Below are 19624 nucleotides of genomic sequence, written 5' to 3' on the forward strand. Positions count from 1 at the left end.
CACTAAATTGGCTACCGACCTTTAGTTGTATTGTAAGGTCTTCTTTTTGCCTATTTCAACAAAAGAATAGTTTCGCATAGAAAAATTATACACTTAGCTTTGCGTCGGGATTCGTTGACTTCTTGACGGTGATTTGGATGTTTCACGTGAAACATTTTTTCTGGATAATGTGCATCCCGGAATGCGACTTTTCTGAATTAGAAATCATATTGCTACATTTTCTGCATATGAAAATACATTTTGCTTAAAAAGAATATACAGTCTGCCGCAAGTACTGCTAATGTTCCACCCTACCATCACGCCATATTGGATCATAGTACTGTATTTTTTTGATTCATTAACCGCAAACTAATTTGATGTCCGTGAAAAATCTCTCTCAATATAGTAACCATTTCCGAAATAAATGTAATTATTATTATAGTCACCATTCAGTCGCTATTTGTTCTGCGCTCTTTCAATAGTTCCACGTGGAACATTTATTGATTACCTCTTCAATTCTCTTTCAAATCCTTTCTTCGTTTATTTCCGGGTTTATGTTCCACGTGGAACTTTTTTTCGTATTTTATTCGATTTGTTTCCCTCTTCTATTTTTTCTAGATTAAAATCGCCATCGTTCGACCTTTTATTCAGCCACAAAATTTTCCCCGGAAACGATATTTCTGATGGCCTCTACTGCTATTGGACTAATAATTTGAATAATCTAGCTATATGATGTTCTCTTATTTTTTCATATATTTCTTTTAAATTAATTCCAGCGTTTGAAAATCGAATTTGTTTTCTTTTAATAGTCTCTGTTGGCCCCCTCCTATACCTCTCCCTTTTCTTGTGGATAATTCAGGATAATCCCATCTTTTCCAGTTATGCACATTCCCCTTCTACAGCCTGTGTATAACTTTCCTGTAAATTCGTTTTATCCTTGTTGTTATAGGTTTTTCCCTGTGGATCGGTTTTGTTGATAACTTTTAATTCTGATATTTTTTAGTCATCATGTTTACCATTTATAGCATGTGGATAACTTGGGGATAACCTTAAAATCTTTTACCTGCTCTCCTTTATTTATTCGAACAATTGTTTGATTCGTTTGCATATGAAATTAATCATTTTATTTTGCCTTAATTTATTGATGTTTTTATGAAAATTACTTTTCCTGAATTATTTTTCCTATTACCTCAGTTCGATCTGTCACTGAAATCGTGTGCCAATGCATTTAAAAGGCATCTTGTTCGAATCACACGATTCTGTGGATAAAGTTCAAAGATTAGTTTTCCACATTATCGTGTTTCCCTTGCTAAAAATTCGATGCGCTGCCGTTGAACTTCCTTTTGTGGATAACTTCAAAAGCAAAACATCCAGCCAATTGCAGGGAAAAGTTCCGGTTTATTTCAATGAACTCCTCTCGGAGACGGTACTGTTTCAATAACATAGTACGCAAAAGGGGAAATATTTCTCTACCGGCACCTGGTTTTATTCCGGATTTATCGCGATTCACTTGAATGTCCTGTTGGTGGAGATGCTCTGAGGATGTCATCCCTTTATAGCTGCAGATTTCATTATTTAACGCACTGTTTCCAAATAAATCTGTATATAGGATTTTCCAATCTTTTCTCATCAAATTTCTGCTTTACCTAATGAAGAAAGTGACAAGTTTTTTCAGATGCACTTTCTTAGACTGCTATAAGTCTCCATAAATACATATTGTTCAGACAAAGATGTTATGTGACTACACTACTGGTCATCGTGAACCGCACTTCACATGAGTATGTTTTGAGGGGAGTTTCTCTATCCAGCTTTTATGGAATCAAGATAAAAAGCAAATCAATTCCACTGTTTTAGTCTTTCAGGTCTCGGATACCTTCTTCTTGAATTTCGATTTGCTTCAAAGTGGCATACGGAATGCCTGCCTCTGCATTCTTCATATTGACGATTAACTATTTTCGCTTTGGAATCTTGCTATCCTTTGGCAGACTTTCTTAACATTTTTTTGCTAAAGGGAGGGAATTCTTCGCTTTAAACTACTCAAAGTGGCATGTGTTGTTGTTTTCTCCTGATACTACTCCATTGCTGGCGTTTGTTTGCGATTCGGGACAAACTGGTCATCAAAACGATTCAGATCACAGCAGGGAAGCCCATTGCTGTACTGCAAATCGGATATTTTGTGCATCCAGCCAAAAAGGATGCCTCTTGCTTTAAGGATTTATGTATTGAATGTTCTAATTTATTCCCTCTGCTGCTGTAACTATGCCCACCATTGCTGTTTTTTTTGAAGATAACTATCAATTGTTGCAACGGTCCTCTCACTAATAAAAGGTTCCTTAGGAAAGACGTGCAAAACATTGTGTATCAAAACCAGCTGCAAAATGTTCCACGTGGAACATTTTGCAGCTGGCGATTTTTATATTATTCAAATCTAAAAAATTTGAGGCCCTGATAGCTTCTTAATTGCTTGCTGAACTATTTCCCTTCATCTTATTTAACTCTTTGCTAAGGTAGTTTTTTAGCCCCTTGAGAGTAGTTTAGTTACTTGACCCATGCCTTGATTGAGGATATCCAGCTCACAAACAAACGCTTATGAAAAATTTTTATGGGGCTTTTTGTCAATGGGAAAAGTAGGGGAGGAGGACTTTCAAGGGGTTGTTCCGATCAGTCGGCGGATAAAAGTTGTAGTGTACCAGCTAGTCCATTGAGAGAATTCAAAGAGAGGGTTTATGCAGTTTGCTTCGCCTGATAAAACTTATCCGTTAAACAAAATAGGCAAGGGGGCTATCACAGTAAAATAGATAGAGTTCTCGAAGCTGAAGGAAGAGGGGAGTGCTCGGCATTATGGTTACGACTCAGCGCGTGTCCTCAACTATTTTTGGGCAAAAAAAAAGGAGCGCTCCTGGAAGCGACTCCTTAAATATTATTCTGCTAATGTAAATGGCATAAGAGCCATGATACGAGCACGTTTGATAGATACAGTTAACGTTCTTTGGTGTTTAGCGCATGTACCTGTTACACGACGAGGTAAAATTTTACCTTTTTCAGATATATAACGTTTCAATAAGTCAGTTTCTTTGTAATCTACATGATCAATGTGGTTAGCACAGAAGTAACAAACTTTTTTACGTTTGCGTCCGCCTCTGCTGTTACGTTGAAATGCCATGTCAATTCCTCCTTTTCCTAAACTAACCATTCTGTCCTAAGACTAGAATGGCAAATCATCGTCTGAAATGTCAATTGATTCTCCATTTGATGAAAACGGATCAGCAGTTGAGTTAAAATCAGAAAAACCGTTTTGTTTCGGAGAAGAGTATTGATTATTATACTGTCCTTGGTTTTGGTTAGATTCAAAAGATCTGCTGGACCCGAAGTTTGCACTCGGAGCTGCTTGATTTGAAGAACCTGCGCCAGTCTCTCTCGGTCTTTGCTCGGTAGTTGTTTTGGATTCCAACAATGTGAAATTATCTGCAACAATTTCAGTCACGTATACGCGCTGTCCTTGTTGATTTTCATAATTTCTTGTTTGGATTCTGCCAGTGATACCGACTAAAGAGCCTTTACGAGTGAAATTCGCAAAATTCTCTGCCGATTTTCTCCAGATGACACAATTGATGAAGTCAGCTTCTCTTTCTCCCGCTTGGTTCGTAAACTGTCTGTTTACCGCAAGAGAGAAAGTTCCGACTGCTGTGCCGCTGGATGTGTAGCGTAAATCAACATCTTTTGTAAGTCTGCCGACTAAGACAACATTATTAATCATTCATCTTACTCCTTTCAAAATGTTTCACGTGGAACACTTTACTTTGCTTCTTCTTTAACAACGATGTGGCGAATGATATCGCTATTGATCTTTGCTAGACGGTCGAATTCGTCGATTGCTTTAGCATCTGAAGCAGAAATTTTCACGATATGGTAGATACCTTCACGAAAATCTTTGATTTCATAAGCTAAACGGCGTTTCGCCCAGTCTTTTGATTCAATAACTTCAGCGCCATTATCTGTTAAAATAGCATCGAAACGTGCGATCAATTCTGCTTTAGCTTCTTCTTCGATGTTAGGACGGATAATGTAGTTGATTTCGTAATTGCTCATTTGACTGTCACCTCCTTGTGGACTTTGGCCCTTACTTTTGTAAGAGCAAGGAGAGTACCTTTTCAGGATTACTCACATCTAAAGATTGTACCATATTCCATTTTTGATGGCAAGCTTTTTTCACCGCAAATTCAGAGTAGGGAAGGCAGCAGGGAATTCATCAGATGAATCAAGGAAAAATCATCAACCCGGTGAGCAAGCAGATCGGCGGGTTGTTCCTTCTTCTCCGGCGAACGAAATCTTCACCAACATTGGCCAATCATTTTATTGGTTACCTCCGATAAGAACGGCTTTCTCGGAGGTACGATTGAGAATCTTCTCTGTCCTCCGATGAGCAGCCGCCACACCGGAACAACGGGCAGCTTCCAGCCTTATCTTCCAATTAGCGGATAGCATCTGAGTGACAGAATAAAGAACGGGGTTGGCTCCAAACTGAGCCAACCCCGTTCTTTATAAAAATTTCGCTGATGATGCTTTATTCTTTCGAATCTTCGTCATCCAACAATTCATCTGCGAAATCGCTCAATTTATCGGCCATATCGGATGTTTCTGTTGTATCTGGTGTATTTGCCTGCGTAGGTGCATCTGATGCTTCTGAGGCGTTATTTTCGCCCTCTGAACCCACTTCTTCATTCAGTGGCGCTGCAGCTTCGGCATCTTCTTCACGTTCAACTTTTGCCATTGTCGATACAATGGCTTCGCCGTCAAGTTTGATCAAGCGTACGCCCAGAGTGGCACGGCCTGTTTGGGAAATGGCATCAGCATGGAAACGGATCATGACGCCTTTATCCGTGATGATCATGATGTCTTCGTCGCCGGAGACGGTAGTCAAGCCTACCAATTTACCGTTTTTCTCAGTGATGTTGGCTGTCTTGACCCCTTTGCCGCCGCGTCCTTTGATGGCATATTCATCGGCTGCGGTACGTTTCCCGTAACCATTTTCCGTGATGATCAGAACTTCTGACTCGTGTTTCAGCACATCCATGCCGACCACATAGTCTTTTTCTCTCAGTTTCACGCCGCGGACACCGGTGGCAGTCCTGCCCATATCACGGACGTCCTTTTCTTCAAAGCTTACGGAATAGCCGAAGTGCGTTCCGATGATGATGTTCTGGTTGCCGTCGGTCAAGGATACTTTGATCAGCTCATCCCCATCCTTCAGGTTGATCGCGCGCAGACCGCTTTGGCGGATATTCTGGAATTCCGTAGCGGATGTCCGTTTGACGGTACCCATCCGTGTCGTGAAGAACAAATAATCTCCGTCTTTCGGGCCGCCTTTGACGTTGATGATGGCTTGGATTTTTTCGTTGGCATCCAAGTTCAGCAAATTGATGATCGGTAAACCTTTTGCTTGGCGTCCGTATTCAGGCACTTCATAGCCTTTGGTTTTGTATACTTTCCCTTGGTTCGAGAAGTACAGCAGCACGTCATGTGTTGATGCCGAAATCAGCGTTTCGATAAAATCATCATCATGGATGCCCATGCCTTGGACACCGCGTCCGCCGCGTTTTTGAGCCCTGAATTCGCTGTTAGGCAAACGTTTGATGTAGCCGTTGTGGGTCAATGTCAGGACGATGTCTTCCTCTTCGATCAAATCTTCATCCTCAAGGGACAACACTTCTCCGACCAACAGTTCGGTGCGGCGTTTGTCGCCGAATTTTTCCTGGATTTCAAGTAATTCTGAGTAGATAATGTCGAAGACGCGTTTCTCATTCGCCAAAATATCAGCCAAATCGGCGATCAGAGCCATCAGCGCATCATACTCCGCTTCGACTTTCTCTCTTTCCAAACCGGTCAAACGCACAAGACGCATATCCAAAATGGCTTGCGCTTGTTTATCGGAAAGGCCGTATTTGTCGATGAAAATCTGTTTTGCCGTATCCCCATTGGATGAGCCACGCAGAATCGCGACGATCTCATCGATGTGGTCCAAAGCGATCCGCAAACCAGCCAAGATGTGCGCACGGGCTTCGGCTTTACGCTTGTCGAACACAGTTCTTCTGCGGATGACTTCTTCCTGGTGCTCCAAGTAATGGACCAGAATCTGCTTCAATCCCAAAACTTTCGGGATGCCTTTCACGATCGCCAACATATTGAAGCCGAAAGAGGATTGCAGCGGCGTCAATTTATAGAGGTTGTTCAGAATGACGCTGGCGCTGACATCTTTGCGGACGTCGATGACGACGCGCATGCCGTCGCGGTCGGATTCATCCGCCAAGTCGGTGATGCCTTCGATCCGTTTGTCGCGGGCCAGCTCGGCGATCCGTTCGACCAATTTCGCTTTGTTGACCATGTACGGCAATTCCGAAATGACGATGCGTTCTTTACCGTTTTTCAGCATTTCGACTTCCACGCGTCCGCGGACGATGATGGAGCCTTTGCCTGTCTCATAGGCTTTCCGTATGCCTGATTTGCCCATGACGATACCGCCTGTAGGGAAATCGGGACCGGGAACAGCCTCCATCAATTCGGCAGTCGTCGCATCCGGATTGTTCATCAGGATATGCAGGGCGGAAATGATTTCCGTCAAATTGTGCGGCGGGATGTTTGTCGCCATCCCAACGGCGATACCGGAGGCCCCGTTCACCAACAGGTTAGGGAAGCGGGCCGGCAACACATCGGGTTCGCTTTCGGATCCGTCATAGTTATCATGGTAATCGACTGTATCTTTGTTGAGGTCACGCAGCATTTCCAAAGCGATTTTTGACATCCGCGCTTCGGTGTAACGCATCGCTGCCGCGCTGTCTCCATCGATGGAACCGAAGTTTCCGTGGCCATCGACCAACGGATACCGGTAACTGAAATCCTGGGACATGCGCACCATCGATTCATAGATGGCACTGTCACCGTGTGGATGGTACTTACCCATTACATCTCCGACGATACGTGCAGATTTTTTGTGTGCTTTATCGGGCGTAACACCCAATTCGCTCATGCCGTAAAGGATACGGCGATGGACCGGCTTGAGTCCGTCACGGACGTCAGGCAAAGCCCTGGCTACGATAACGCTCATGGCATATTCCAGGAATGACGTTTCCATTTCATGGCTTAATTCCCTTTGTTCCATGGCTTGATCATTTACTTTTTCAATTTCATCAGACATTTAATTTCCACCCCCCTTTTAGATATCCAAGTTCTTCACGTAAACCGCATTTTCTTCGATGAAGTTCCTTCTTGGTTCTACATGATCCCCCATCAGCATATTCAATGTTTCGTCGGCTTTGACGGCATCATCGACAGTCACTTGCAGGAAGTGACGGTTTTCTGGGTTCATGGTTGTATCCCACAATTGTTCCGCATCCATTTCTCCAAGCCCTTTATAGCGTTGGATGCTTGGTTTTGGCGAGTCAGGGATGGATGCCAAGTACGCTTCCAGTTCCTGATCAGTATCGAGATATTTCTCTTTTTTGCCTTGCTTCACTTGATATAAAGGCGGTTGTGCAATATACACATATCCAGCTTCAACCAAAGGACGCATATAGCGATAGAAAAGGGTCAACAGCAACGTACGGATGTGGGCGCCATCGACATCGGCATCGGTCATGATGACCAATTTATGATAGCGGGCTTTGGAAACATCGAAGTCTCCGCCGAAGCCGGTACCCATCGCCGTAAACAGCGAACGGATCTCTTCGTTGGCAAGGATCTTGTCGATCGATGCTTTTTCGACATTCAGGATCTTACCACGGATCGGCAGGATCGCCTGGAAGAAACGCGAGCGGCCTTGTTTTGCCGAACCGCCGGCTGAATCCCCTTCGACGATGAACAATTCGGATTCTGCTGGGTTTTTGCTTGAACAATCGGCTAATTTTCCGGGCAGATTGCTGATTTCCAATCCGCTCTTCTTGCGGGTCACTTCACGGGCTCTTTTGGCTGCCAAACGCGCACGCGCAGCCAGCATCCCTTTTTCGACAATCTGACGGGCCACTTGCGGGTTTTCCATCAGGAACTTGTCGAAGAAGGTTGAGAAAAGGCGATCTGTGATGGTACGCGCTTCTGAATTACCCAATTTCGTCTTCGTTTGTCCCTCAAATTGCGGATCAGGATGCTTGATGGAGAGAACAAGGGTCAGGCCTTCACGCACATCTTCTCCGGTCAGGTTCTCTTCATTTTCCTTGATGAGCTTATTGCGTTTTGCATAGTCATTGATGACACGCGTCAAGGCAGTCTTCGCACCGGATTCGTGGGTTCCTCCCTCGTAGGTATGGATATTGTTGGCGAAACTCAATAGGTTTGTATGGTAGCCATCCGTATACTGCATGGCCACTTCCACTTGGATATCATCCTGTTCGCCTTCGATGTAGATCGGTTCTTCGAAAAGGACTTTTTTATTGCGGTTCAGGAATTCGACGTAGCTCCTGATGCCGCCCTCGTAATAATAATCCTGTTCTACAGGTTCTTCTGAACGCTTATCCGTGATGGAAATATTCAATCCCTTGTTCAGGAAAGCCAATTCTCTTACACGCACAGCCAGTTTTTCAAACTCAAAAACGGTTGTTTCCTTAAAGATTTCCGGATCGGGCAAGAAATTCACGGTCGTCCCGTGTTTGTCCGTTTCGCCTGTCACCGTCAATTCGGAAGTGATGTCCCCGCGCTCGAATGTCTGCGTATAGATTTTGCCGTCTTTATGCACACTGACAGACAGTGTGGAGGAGAGGGCGTTTACGACGGAAGCTCCGACACCGTGCAGACCTCCAGAAACTTTGTAGCCTCCGCCGCCGAATTTACCGCCTGCGTGCAGAACAGTGAAGACCGTTTCTACAGCTGGACGACCAGTATTGGCTTGGATATCGACAGGGATGCCGCGGCCATTGTCGGTTACGGTGATGCTGTTGTTCTCTTCGATTGCGATCTCTATCTTTGTCGCAAAACCGGCCAGGGCTTCATCGATTGAGTTGTCTACGATTTCCCATACCAAGTGGTGCAGACCAGCGCCGCTTGTGGAACCGATGTACATGCCGGGGCGTTTGCGGACTGCTTCCAGTCCTTCCAGAACCTGGATCTGACTGGCATCATATTCTTTTGCTCGTTCAGCTTTGTTCTTTTCGTTTTCTACCATTCTGTTACACACCTTCCATTTCTACTTCACCGTTTTTTATATGGTAGATAGTCGGTTCGTCTATCTTATTCTTTTTTATGCCATCCAAACTGGTTGTCGTCAAAAAGGTCTGGACCTTCTTTTCGATCGCTTTCAGCAGATGGGTCTGGCGTTCATCATCCAATTCCGACAGGACATCATCCAGCAACAGGATCGGATACTCCCCCAGGACCTCATTCATGCATTCGATTTCCGCCAATTTAAGACTGAGGACAGTCGTTCTTTGCTGCCCTTGCGAGCCGTAATTTTGGACATTACGCCCGTTCACCTGAAAAACCAGGTCATCACGGTGGGGACCGAAAAGGGTGACTGCCTGATCTCTTTCCCGGCTTTTGCCTTGCCGGAACGCCTCCATCAATTTCAGGAAAATGGTGTCTTTATCCATCTCATCAGACAATTCGATGTTGGACTTATAGGCGATCGTCAGTTCTTCCCGCTCCAAAGAAATCTCTTTGTGCAGCGGTTGGGCCCAGTCTTCCAATTTTTTGATGAACTGCAGACGGTAGACCAACAGATCGGCACCCAAAATGGCCAATTGTTCAGTCAACACGTCCAAATAGACTTCATCCTTGGCTTTGCCGGTCACCAACTGCTTCAGATAAAGATTCCGTTGCTTCAGTATCCGCTGGTATTGCACAAGATCATGCAGATAGACCGGATTCATCTGGCCCAATTCCATATCGAGAAACTTTCTCCGGTTGGCGGGTGCGCCCTTGACCAGATTCAGGTCTTCCGGGGCAAACAGCACGACATTCAGCTGGCCGATGTATTGGCTGAGTTTTTTTTGTTCCAGGTGATTGACCTTCGCGATTTTCCCTTTTTTCGAAAAAATGATTTCCAAAGGGAAAGCAGAAACCCTTTTTTGGACTTTGCCGCTTATCTTGGCCGAATCTTCCTGCCAACGGATCATTTCTTTTTCGTTTGATGTGCGCGGACTCCGGGCCAAAGCCAATGCATAGATTGCCTCCATGAGATTGGTTTTGCCTTGCGCATTCTCACCCAAAAACACATTGATGCCATCTGAAAAGGACACGGAAAGAGACGGATAATTCCGAAAATTCTGCAGCGTCAATTCCTTCAGGATCATGCTTCGGACTCACGATTGTCTTGCTCAGCCTCATCTTTATCCGATTTTGTTGACTGGATGAAGTACGTTCCTTCACCAGGGATGTCGATCATCGTACCGGGGAATAATTTGCGGCCTCTGCGGTCCTCTTTTTCGTTGTCCACGTACACCACATATTCCGAAAGGAACCATTTGGCCATCCCACCGCTGGAAATCAGATTGACGTGTTTCAGGAGTTGGCCCAGAGTAATGAACTCTGCATCTATATTCACAATATTTTTCAAGAAATTCACCTATTTTCCAATAAAATAAGCGTGGAAAACAAAATCCACGCAACAACGCTCATTAATAGGTTTATTATACTATTTTTTTTGCTCGATTTCAAATTTTCGCGAAAAAAAAGGGCCTTATTTCAATTTTATCAAAAAACAATACAAATTAGCTGGAGACTAACGAAATCGTCCATAGGCTTATAAATTAAAAATTCGCGTTTTTTTGTTATTTCATTTTCAGAAGGATAAAGGAAGTGGATACAGACTTTCTTCCTATGGAAAAAAACGGCAGGTCGAAAATTTTTCATTTTCTACAGTAAATTGTGATTAGCGACCGTAAAGCGCAAACTGCAGGCGGAACTCCGGCGAAGCCTTGGTCATCCGGAGTGGCGTCTGCGTTTTTGACTGCCAACTCCGGTGAGGATGGCTTCGTCGGAGTTGCTTACAAGCGTTACCGGTGTCCTCCGGTAAACGGATGCCTTACCGGAGTTGCGGTTTGGTTCAATCCGTTCTGCTCCGGCGGACGAACTTGCGCGCAGAAACCTGGAAAGTCAAAAAGGAGGAGCTGTCCTTTTTCGGGACAGCTCCTCCTTTTCAACTTTTGCTGTTCGGATCAATAAGTTCTTACAGGTGTGATCAATTGGATGAATGAATTATCGTTGTCGTCTTCACGATCTGCCGGCACGACCGTAAATGGCCGTACAGCCGAAGTGAAATTGACTTGGACATCCTGCTGGCCGAATGTGCGCAGCGCATCCTTCATGTAATCAGGATTGAAGGATATGATCAGCGGATCGCCACTGGCTGACTGATAGGCTAAAGATTCTTCCACATTGCCGACTTCAGGGGAGTTTCCTGATAATTCGACTTTGTTTGAGTCGATCGACAATTTGACGACGTTGTTCTTGCCTTCATGCGAAAGCAGTGAGGCACGGTCGGTAGCCTGCAGCAGGTCGTAGGCATTCAGGACGATCTGCGTGCTGGAGCTGGCCGGAATCAGGCGGTTTGTATCGGGATAGTAGCCTTCCAGCAAGCGCGAGTAGAAATAGACATTTTCGGCTTTGAAAAGGACTTGGTTCTCCGTGATCATCATTTCGATGGTTGGTTGGCTCTCAACAATCCGTGAAAGCTCGACCAAGCTTTTTCCAGGAATGATGACGTTGTAGGTTTTTTCCAGCTGTGACTCCGGAGCGGCGATCGAGATGATGCGCTGGCTCAATCGATGGCTATCGGTAGCGACAGCCGTCAATTTTCCTTCCTTGATGGTCATGTTCACCCCCGTCAAAATCGGACGGCTTTCCTGTGTAGATGTTGCGATGACAGTATGCTGGATCACTTGCTTGAATAGAGCGGTAGGCAAAGTGATGACCTCATTCGAATCGATTACCGGAAAATTCGGATAATTATTGACATCGATTCCGTTGATAGTGAAAGAAGCTTTTGCAGAAGTGATGTTTGTCTGGAAGTGATCTTTGACTTCAATCGTGATTTTTTCATCAGCCAGTTTTTTTACGATTTCACTGAAGAAACGAGCCGGCAAAACAATGCCGCCGTGTGTATGGATTTCGATCTGATTATTTTCTTCCGACACAGGGATCAGCGTTTCGATGGAAATATCCGAGTCGCTTCCGCTCAGTACGATCCCACTTTCATCAGCACTGATTTTGACACCTGTCAAAATAGGAATCGTCGTTCTGCTGGAAATAGCTCTCTGTACGTCAGATAAGTGTTTGATCAAAACCTGACGATTAATGGAAAATTTCATAATAAGGGACCTCCGATGGTAATTAATATAAATTAAATAATATTAGTAATAGTAGTAGGGCCTGTTCATACTGTGGATAAGTGAAAGAAGGCGATAAAAACAATCGTTTTCCACTTGTGGATAACGTGTTCGTAAATGCCGCCTTCTTTATCGGGTTATCCACAATGCACGAGCGGATCATTTTTTCAGACTGTTTTGGATCGTCTCGATTTCGCGTTGCAGAACTGGGTCTTTTTTTACGGAAAGGGCAATCTTGTCATGGGCGTGAATGACGGTCGTGTGATCCTTGCCGCCGAATTCGGAACCGATTTTCGGCAGGGAATTGTCCGTCATCACTCGGGAAAGATACATGGCAATCTGTCTGGGCACTACGATCCCTTTGGTGCGCTTCTTGCCTTTCAATTCCTCGACTGTCACATGGTAATATTTTCCTACCGCTTGCTGGATGGCATAGATGGATAAGGCCTTTGGTTTCTCCGAAGGCATGATGCTCTTCAGGGCGTCCGCTGCAAGACTGGTGGTGATATCGGTCCCTTGTATCGCTGAATAGGCTTGAACCCGGACGAGGGCGCCTTCCAGTTCCCTGATGTTGGAATCTATCTGTCCAGCGATGTAGCTGAGGGTGTCATCCGGGATCTCGAGGCGCTCGCTGTTGGCTTTTTTGCGCAGAATGGCGATGCGCGTCTCCAGATCGGGCGGCGTGATATCAACCGATAAACCCCAAGCAAAACGGGAGACAAGCCGTTCCTGCAGTTTCGGGATTTCGTTCGGCAAACGATCGCTCGTCAGGACAATCTGTTTGCGTTCATCGTAAAGCGCATTGAAAGTATGGAAGAATTCTTCCTGCGTTCCTTCTTTGTCGGCAAAAAACTGGATATCATCGACCATCAACAAGTCGACGCTGCGGTATTCATTGCGGAATTGCTCTTGCGTCCGATTTTGGATGGAATTGATGAAATCATTAGCGAATGTTTCGCTGCTGACGTATTTTACTTTGGCAGTCGGCCGCAGTTGCAGCATTTGATGGCCGATGGCGTGCATCAAATGGGTCTTGCCTAAACCTACGCCTCCATAAAAGAAGAGCGGGTTGTAGATTGTACCTGGTTCCTCTGCAACGACGAGGGCAGCCGCATGAGCCATCTGGTTGCCTTTTCCGATAACAAAGGTGTCAAAGGTATACTTGCTGTTCAGTTGGGCATCCTTGAAGAGACGGTTGTTGTTGGTGCGTTTGATGGTCGGTTTTGCAATATCAGGCATTTCTTCATTCTTGATCATAAAAATGGGAGTCAGTTCTTTGCCGCTGAATTCGTAGATGCCTTCGACAATTCTGCTCATCAAGTTATTTTGCCAATAATCTTTATGTAAAGAAGAAGGAACTTCGATGATGATATTCGTATCAGTCAGCCGGACCGGGACTGCGCTGTCTATCCAAGTATCGTAGCTGACTTTTGACAGGGATTCTTGAAATTTTTCTTGCAGATAACGCCATAATGAATAGATGTCATCCAAATGGGACACCTCCTTTTAGTGAGTCCTTTTCATTTTAGCATTATATCAAAAAGTTTTCCACAACTCTTTTTGTCTGTGAATAAAACAATTAACCGGTGCATAAATAGTTTTCCACAGGTTGGTGGAGGGTGTGGAAAAACTTTGTTCAGGAAGCACTTGTCCACGGTTCGTTGTGGAATCCATGTTTTGTAAAATACTGATTGTTACTGGTTTTGATACACTTTTCCACAGGTTACCGTGATGATATTTCGAAAGAAATGCACACACTGTAAGAATGTGGATAAATCGGGTTGAAGGTGTGCGCAATCGAAGTGGCTGCAAGAGTTATCCCAGAGAAGTGTGTATGAAAAAAAAGGTTGTGGATAATTATATTTCGGTGAAAATCAAATTTTTTTCAAGAAAGGTGTTTTATCTTTCGCTGTTTTGTGCTATTATATCTCAGTGAGTTCAATAAAAATGAACCAATTTTACTTGACAGGTCACATTCTGTCTCTTTATAATGTATTGGACTGTCTAAACAGTGAAATATAACCTATTTGAAAGATAGTTTATCAGGAGGTGTAAAGATCAATGAAAAGAACATACCAACCTAAAAAACGTCACCGTCAATCCGTTCATGGTTTCCGCAAACGTATGAGCACAAAAAACGGCCGTAGAGTATTAGCAAGAAGACGCGCTAAAGGCAGAAAAGTTATCTCTGCATAGATCACTGACCGTTTCAGTGGTCTTTTTTTTTAAGTATTTCAAAAACGCAAAAATGTCTTTCTTAAATGGAGAGTATGACAAAGGTGACCCACAAATCCGAAGCAGCAAAGCATCGGGAGTGGGTACACATTTGTGCTGATAACGGAGAGAGAAATTTTTCTGTTTTTCTCCATTTGGGGGAGATTTTTTTTTGCAGGTTATGATTGCAGATTTGAGGGAAAAACATGAGGAAATCTTTTCGTGTTAAAAAGGAAAAAGAATTTCAGAAAGTATTTCATGATGGTGTATCCAAAGCGAATCGCCAATTCGTGATCTATGTGCTCGACAAAAAGGAGCAGCCGCATTTTCGGGTCGGCTTGTCCGTCGGCAAAAAAATCGGCAATGCTGTGGTGCGGAACGCCGTCAAAAGAAAAATCCGCCAGGCACTAACGGAATTGAAGGCAGATTTGGTTCAGGACGTCGACTTTATCGTGATCGCGCGCAAACCGGTCGCTGAAATGTCGGCTGCAGAGGTCAAAAGAAGTCTGCTTCATGTCCTGAAGCTTTCGAATCTTTTACAAAAAAAATAAACTATATTATTCCTATTAAGGAGGAGTTCTCTTGTCAAAGCGTAAGCGATTACTTTTTACACTCAGCTTATTTGCTGTTATGATGGTTTTATCAGCGTGCGGAACGGAACCAATCACTTCGGAAAGCACCGGTTTTTGGGATCGGTATGTGGTTCTTAATTTCTCCAACATGATCGTATGGTTGTCCGATCTGTTTTTCAGTAATTATGGTTTAGGAATCATTGCCTTCACGATCATCATCCGGGTGATCCTGTTGCCGCTTAATCATTTCCAGACGAAGAGTACGAAAAAAATGTCGGCGGTTCAACCGCAGATAAAAAAGCTGCAGGAAAAATATGCCTCTAAGGACCGGGAAACGCAGGAAAAACTGCAAAAAGAAGTGTCCAAACTGTATGCGGATAACGATGTGAATCCTTACATGGGCTGTTTGCCTGTCTTGGTTCAGATGCCCGTACTGATGGCTCTGTATCAAGCAATCAGCAGAACTGAGATTCTGAAGAGCGGCAGCTTCCTTTGGATGAACTTGGGAGAACGCGATCCTTTCTTCATTTTGCCGGTAGTGGCCGCAATCCTGACGTACGCCACAAGCAAGCTGACGATGATGTCACAGACGGAAGCGAATTCCGCAACAAAATCGATGACGTACACGATGCCGATCATGATTTTGCTGATGGGTATCAACTTCCCGAGCGCCTTGTCATTGTACTGGGTAGCGAGCAATGCCTTCTCGGTCGGCCAGACGCTGTTGCTGAACAACCCGTACCAGGCTATCCGTGAGCGCGAAGAAGCGGAAGCACAGGCAAAAGCACGCGAAAAAGCATTGAAGAAAGCCCAAAATCCTAAAAAGAAAAAGAAAAACTAGTTAGACTTTGAAGTAGGAAAGGATGACATTCTATTATGGATAAAGTAATTGCGAAAGATACGACCGTTGATAAAGCGATCCGCAAAGGTCTGGATTTGTTGGGTGTCGATAGCCATGAAGCCGATATCGTCGTAATCTCTGAAGGCAAAAAAGGGATTTTTGGATTCGGACAAAAAGAGGCAGTTGTGGAAATCACACTCAAAGAAATCAGGGACTTCGACGAACCAAGCGATATCCAATTAGCTGAAATTGAGGAAACAGTCGAAGATATCGTAGAAGATCTTGAAGAGGATTATCCGGAAACTGCGGAAAAAATATTGGTGGATCAACCTGAAATCGATCGGGTCATCTCTTCGGATGAGTCTGATGAAGCGGAAGATTTTCCGGAAGATTATGATGAAGAATCCGGCCGCGATGAAGCGATTGCGGCAGTTACTGCTTATCTTACTTCTGTAGCTGAAACCTACGGTGCTCCCGCAATCGTATCGGTTGAAGAGAAGAGCAACATGCTGATTTTCCAGATGGAAAGTGAAAAGGCAGGGTTATTGATCGGCAAATACGGGAAAATCGTCAATGCTTTACAGATTTTGGCGCAAGCTTTGGTGCAACGCTATGTGCGTCGTCGCCTGTCTGTAATCGTGAATGTCGGTGACTACCGCGAGCGCAGGGCTGCCGTTTTGGAAAGCATTGCAGACCGCACTGCGGAACGCGTCCTCAAAACGAGACAGCCCGTGTTCCTTGAGCCGCTGCCTGCTTTCGAAAGAAAACAGATCCATGCGCGCTTGAGCCAGAACAAACGCATCAAAACCCATTCTGAAGGCAAAGAGCCACATCGTTATTTGGTTGTTGAGTTAGCGTAATAATGGTACATTCAAGAACCTTCACCAGGAACCAGCTTGATTCCCGGTGAAGGTTTTTTTGTGGGCTGGCTGCCTGGTATTCAGAAGCGGTCGCAAATTCTACAAAGATGGACTAAAATAAAGAGGATACAAGCGAAAAAGAGGGGGAACGTAGTATGGAAGAGTTCAAAGCTTTATGGGCTGAAAATACAGGCGAAAAAGTGGAAACGACGGTCAGAACATTCAACAAAAAGGATTTGCCTGATGGGGAAGTGATGATTGAAGTGTACTATTCGAGCGTCAACTATAAGGACGGGCTTGCCGGAACCAATCCAAAAAGCGGGGTCATCCGCAACTATCCTATTATTTTGGGGATCGATTTGAGCGGCGTGGTCGTGGAATCGCGCGATCCGGCTTTCCGCGTAGGGGACAAGGTAATCGTGACTGGCTACGGCCTAGGAGTGAATCACTTCGGCGGATTCAGCCAATATGCCCGGGTCCCTGCAGCCTGGGTCGTTCCGTTGCCTGAAGGGTTGAGTTTAAGGGAAGCAATGATTTTCGGGACGGCCGGCTACACAGCGGCGGAATCAGTGGATGCCTTGGAGAAGCAAGGCATCCAGCCGCAAACGGGGAGTGTTTTGGTGACAGGGGCTTCCGGCGGTGTCGGCGGCATGGCGATCGCGATGCTGGAGCGCCTAGGTTATACGGTCGAAGCTGTATCCCGCAAAAAAGCGGACTGCATGGATTACCTCAAGGGACTCGGTGCTGAAGCGGTTCTCCATCCTGATGAAGTGGCGCTGGAGAAGAAGCGGCCATTGGCACAGCAACGTTGGGCGGCGATCGTCGATCCGGTCGGTGGTCCGATGCTGCCGGACTTGCTGGCGCAGCTGCATTACGGCGGCTGCTTGGCTTTGAGCGGAAATGCCGGCGGAATCGCATTCGACGCGACAGTGCTGCCATTCATCCTGAGGGGCATCAAACTTGTGGGGATCGATTCAGTGAACCATCCTTACGCTGAGCGCATCAAGCTTTGGGGGCGGATGGCAAGCGATCTGAAGCCGGAAAATCTTGATTGGCTGGTCGAACAGGAAATCACGCTGGAAGATTTGCCAGCGGCTTTCGGGAAAATCATGGATGGAAAGATGCAGGGTCGTACGTTGGTGAAAGTGAAACAAGAGATATAATCGGATTGTACAATCAAAAGCAACGGCAAGGAACCGATCATTCGATCCTTTTGCCGTTTTTTTTTAGTGGGATTGTCCAGCTTGATAACGGTTAATGAAACAGCAAAAACCATGGATTTGTCTATACAAGGGCAAGAACAGTGGGTGGAAAACGTTTGCATTATTTATCCATTCACGGTAAGATAGTAATGTAAGGAATATGTCTATACAAGTTTAGGAGGAGAAAAAATGGTAGATTTCAACAAAGATGCAAAAGACCTGCTGGAATATATTGGTGGCCCCGATAATATTTCCGCTGTCAGTCACTGTGCCACTCGGATGCGTTTCGTTTTGAATGATCCAGCTGCAGCCAATATCAAAAAAATCGAAGACATACCCGCAGTCAAAGGAACATTCACCCAAGCAGGACAATTTCAAGTCATTATAGGGAATGAAGTGCCACAATTTTATAACGAGTTTGCGAAAGTATCCGGCAAAGAGGGCGTCTCGAAGGATGAGGCAAAAGCGGCAGCCAAGCAGAATCAGAATGTTGTCCAGCGTGCCATGGCTGTGCTGGCGGAAATCTTTACTCCGCTGATTCCTGCTATCGTAGTAGGGGGTCTTATCCTTGGTTTCCGCAATGTACTGGAAGGGATCAATTTCGCCAACGGCACAATCGTTTCCAATTCGCAGTTCTGGGCAGGCGTCAATGAGTTTCTTTGGCTGATCGGTGAAGCGATTTTCCACTTCTTACCGGTAGGCATCACTTGGAGCATCACGAAAAAGATGGGTACCACGCAAATTCTGGGTATCGTTCTTGGGATCACATTAGTATCACCGCAATTATTGAATGCTTATGGTGTCGCTGGCGCCGAACAGATTCCATTCTGGGATTTCGGTTCCTTCACGATCAATAAAATCGGTTATCAAGCGCAAGTCATTCCGGCCATGTTGGCTGGGTTTGTGCTGGTCTACTTGGAGATTTGGCTGCGTAAATGGATTCCGCAGTATATTTCGATGATTTTCGTACCGCTGTTGGCTTTGGTGCCCACGGTCATCATCGCGCACACTGTGCTGGGTCCAATCGGTTGGACGATCGGGCAATGGGTTTCTGAAATCGTCTATGCCGGATTGACTGGTAACTTCAGATGGTTGTTCGGTCTGTTCTTCGGCGCTCTCTATTCGCCGCTCGTCATCACAGGTCTTCACCATATGTCCAATGCCATCGACTTGCAGCTCATCGCTGATTTCGGTGGAACGAACCTGTGGCCGATGATCGCTCTTTCGAACATCGCACAAGGATCGGCAGTAATGGCAATCATCTTCCTGCACAGAGGCAATGAGAAAGAGGAACAGGTATCCATCCCGGCTGCCATTTCCTGCTACTTGGGCGTAACCGAACCGGCCATGTTCGGGATCAACATCAAATATATCTATCCATTCATTGCGGCCATGATCGGCTCAGGTATCGCCGGCTTGGTGGCTACTACTTTCAACGTTATGGCGAACAGCATCGGTGTCGGCGGAATCCCAGGTTTCTTGAGTATCCAGACTGATTCTATGGCGATGTTCTTGGTATGTATGGCCATCGCCATCGTCGTTCCGGTCCTGTTGACGATTTTGTTTGAAAAGAAACAACTTTTCGTCCCTAAAGGCGAAGTCGAAGATGCACCGGTTATCCAAACAAAAAAATAAAAGTGAATTACTG

Annotated in this window: 16 protein-coding genes; 6 read left to right on the forward strand and 10 right to left on the reverse strand. The window is 45.2% G+C overall.

Translation table 11 applies throughout. The features are described from left to right. Positions 1 to 1288: 1288 nt before the first annotated feature. From ACTCCX_RS03950 to dnaA, 10 genes are all read right to left on the reverse strand, one after another. Positions 1289 to 1609, reverse strand: a complete 321-nt coding sequence (locus ACTCCX_RS03950; RefSeq protein WP_463274844.1) for a hypothetical protein — start codon at positions 1607 to 1609, stop codon at positions 1289 to 1291. Positions 1610 to 2899: 1290 nt separating this feature from the next. After that, the gene (gene rpsR / locus ACTCCX_RS03955; RefSeq protein WP_086942853.1) at positions 2900 to 3142 is read right to left on the reverse strand and encodes a 30S ribosomal protein S18; all 243 of its coding nucleotides are present in this window, start codon (positions 3140 to 3142) and stop codon (positions 2900 to 2902) included. Between the two features lie 42 nt (positions 3143 to 3184). After that, complete coding sequence (ssb, locus tag ACTCCX_RS03960; protein ID WP_463274845.1) at positions 3185 to 3736, reverse strand: single-stranded DNA-binding protein; 552 nt, start codon at positions 3734 to 3736, stop codon at positions 3185 to 3187. Between the two features lie 38 nt (positions 3737 to 3774). Next, positions 3775 to 4068, reverse strand: a complete 294-nt coding sequence (rpsF, locus tag ACTCCX_RS03965; RefSeq protein WP_463274846.1) for a 30S ribosomal protein S6 — start codon at positions 4066 to 4068, stop codon at positions 3775 to 3777. A gap of 475 nt (positions 4069 to 4543) precedes the next feature. After that, positions 4544 to 7135 (reverse strand): DNA gyrase subunit A, encoded by a 2592-nt coding sequence (gene gyrA, locus ACTCCX_RS03970; RefSeq protein ID WP_463274896.1) that lies wholly within the window; start codon positions 7133 to 7135, stop codon positions 4544 to 4546. Between the two features lie 54 nt (positions 7136 to 7189). Then, the gene (gyrB, locus tag ACTCCX_RS03975) at positions 7190 to 9127 is read right to left on the reverse strand and encodes a DNA topoisomerase (ATP-hydrolyzing) subunit B (protein WP_463274847.1); all 1938 of its coding nucleotides are present in this window, start codon (positions 9125 to 9127) and stop codon (positions 7190 to 7192) included. A 4-nt stretch (positions 9128 to 9131) separates the two neighbouring features. After that, positions 9132 to 10253, reverse strand: coding sequence for a DNA replication/repair protein RecF (gene recF / locus ACTCCX_RS03980; RefSeq protein ID WP_463274848.1), 1122 nt, complete (start codon positions 10251 to 10253; stop codon positions 9132 to 9134). After that, complete coding sequence (gene yaaA / locus ACTCCX_RS03985; RefSeq protein ID WP_463274849.1) at positions 10250 to 10516, reverse strand: S4 domain-containing protein YaaA; 267 nt, start codon at positions 10514 to 10516, stop codon at positions 10250 to 10252. Before yaaA ends, recF begins: the two co-directional genes overlap by 4 nt. 601 nt (positions 10517 to 11117) lie before the next feature. Next, positions 11118 to 12269: a DNA polymerase III subunit beta gene (dnaN, locus tag ACTCCX_RS03990; protein ID WP_463274850.1), complete on the reverse strand. Its 1152-nt coding sequence runs from the start codon at positions 12267 to 12269 to the stop codon at positions 11118 to 11120. Between the two features lie 177 nt (positions 12270 to 12446). Then, the gene (gene dnaA / locus ACTCCX_RS03995) at positions 12447 to 13778 is read right to left on the reverse strand and encodes a chromosomal replication initiator protein DnaA (RefSeq protein ID WP_086942861.1); all 1332 of its coding nucleotides are present in this window, start codon (positions 13776 to 13778) and stop codon (positions 12447 to 12449) included. 570 nt (positions 13779 to 14348) lie between these two features. On the opposite strand from dnaA, the gene rpmH reads away from it, so the two are divergent. The 6 genes from rpmH (at position 14349) to treP (ending at position 19611) form a co-directional block, all read left to right on the forward strand. Then, a complete protein-coding gene (gene rpmH, locus ACTCCX_RS04000; RefSeq protein WP_072763781.1) occupies positions 14349 to 14483 on the forward strand; it encodes a 50S ribosomal protein L34 in 135 nt (44 codons plus the stop codon). A gap of 224 nt (positions 14484 to 14707) precedes the next feature. Continuing rightward, a complete protein-coding gene (rnpA, locus tag ACTCCX_RS04005; RefSeq protein WP_463274851.1) occupies positions 14708 to 15052 on the forward strand; it encodes a ribonuclease P protein component in 345 nt (114 codons plus the stop codon). A gap of 31 nt (positions 15053 to 15083) precedes the next feature. After that, entirely contained in the window at positions 15084 to 15914 is an 831-nt protein-coding gene (yidC, locus tag ACTCCX_RS04010; RefSeq protein WP_463274852.1) for a membrane protein insertase YidC, read from the forward strand. A gap of 35 nt (positions 15915 to 15949) precedes the next feature. After that, on the forward strand, positions 15950 to 16774 hold the full coding sequence (gene jag / locus ACTCCX_RS04015; protein ID WP_463274853.1) for an RNA-binding cell elongation regulator Jag/EloR: 825 nt from the start codon (positions 15950 to 15952) through the stop codon (positions 16772 to 16774). Between the two features lie 155 nt (positions 16775 to 16929). Next, the gene (locus ACTCCX_RS04020) at positions 16930 to 17937 is read left to right on the forward strand and encodes an oxidoreductase (protein ID WP_463274854.1); all 1008 of its coding nucleotides are present in this window, start codon (positions 16930 to 16932) and stop codon (positions 17935 to 17937) included. Positions 17938 to 18165: 228 nt separating this feature from the next. Beyond that, on the forward strand, positions 18166 to 19611 hold the full coding sequence (gene treP, locus ACTCCX_RS04025; protein WP_463274855.1) for a PTS system trehalose-specific EIIBC component: 1446 nt from the start codon (positions 18166 to 18168) through the stop codon (positions 19609 to 19611). The last annotated feature ends 13 nt before the right edge of the window (positions 19612 to 19624 follow it).

This window comes from Trichococcus sp. (assembly GCF_055118575.1).